Annotated in this window: 1 protein-coding gene; it reads right to left on the bottom strand. The window is 66.6% G+C overall.

Going from position 1 to position 1,031, the window contains the following annotated elements; genetic code table 11:
* Positions 1-72: 72 nt before the first annotated feature.
* Entirely contained in the window at positions 73-921 is an 849-nt protein-coding gene (locus AX681_RS17210) for a dienelactone hydrolase family protein (RefSeq protein WP_066659957.1), read from the bottom strand.
* Between the last annotated feature and the right edge of the window lie 110 nt (positions 922-1,031).

The raw sequence follows: 1,031 nt of genomic DNA, 5'->3' as shown, positions 1-1,031 counted from the left end.
ATCCTCGCCTTCCTGGCGGAGAAGCTGAAGCGCTAACCAATTCCTCCCCCAGCGAGCTGGGGGAGGAATTGGTTAGCGCTTCAGCTTCTCCGCCAGGAAGGCGAGGATGTCGGCTTCGGTTGCGGCCTTTGCCGTGACATTGGCCTCGACCGACTGGCGCGATTTTGTCGGGGTGTCGTAGCTGTGGGTGGCGCCTTCGAACATGCGCAGGGCAATGTCGTGTCCATTGCCCTTGCTGCGCGCGACGAAGGCTTCACAGAGCTTGGGCGAGACTTCCTCGTCCGCCGTGCCCATGAACACGCGGACGGGATGGTAGGGTTTGTAGCCGTCCTTGTCGAAGCGCTTCTTGAGGCCGCAGCCGGGGTAGAGCGCGACGCCGGCGGCGAAGCCGATCTTGCGCATGTCGCCGGGCTTGTCGTCGGCCATGGCGGCGAGCGTGGCGCTGGCGCCGTTGGACCAGCCGAGCAAGGCGACGCGGTTGGGCACCACGTCGGGGCGCGACTGGAGGTAGCGCAGCGCGCCATAGGCGTGGAGCGGGCGGAAATTGACCTCGTCGACCGCTTCGGGGCGGTCCTTGTAGGTCCCCGCCTCGAACCCCGCCGGGTAGCCGACGGCGCCGAAATCGTCGACCATCAGCGCGATATAGCCGTTCTCGGCGAGCAATCTGCCCCATGCCTTGTGGCGTGAGGCGAGGGTGGAGGCGTCATATTTGCCCTTGGCGAGCGACGAATAGGCGCCGCCGCGACCGTGCATCATGACGACGGCGGGGGCCTTGGCAGGCGCGTTGGCGGGCTTGAACAGATAGCCCTTCACCTGCGTCTTGCCGTCGCGGCTGAGGAACTGGACTTCCTCGACCTGCACCTGCTGGGCTGCAACGGGGGCGGCGATGATCAGGGCGATGGGGGCGAGCAGATGGCGCATTCCGGTTCCTCTGTCTTGGTCACCCTCACCCTTCCCACGCGCTGCGCGCGCGGGCCCCTTCCCTCTCCCAATGGGAGAGGGAGGGAGGCGCGTAGCGCCGGAAGGGTGAG

Origin of the sequence: Sphingomonas sp. CCH9-E2 (assembly GCF_001557215.1) — a bacterium.
GTDB lineage: Bacteria > Pseudomonadota > Alphaproteobacteria > Sphingomonadales > Sphingomonadaceae > Sphingomonas.
This window is presented reverse-complemented; position numbering and strand designations above follow the sequence as displayed.

Coding starts and splice junctions, on each gene's coding strand:
- AX681_RS17210 (WP_066659957.1), bottom strand. CDS start 921: ATGCGCCATCTGCTCGCCCCCATCGCCCTGATCATCGCCGCCCCCGTT.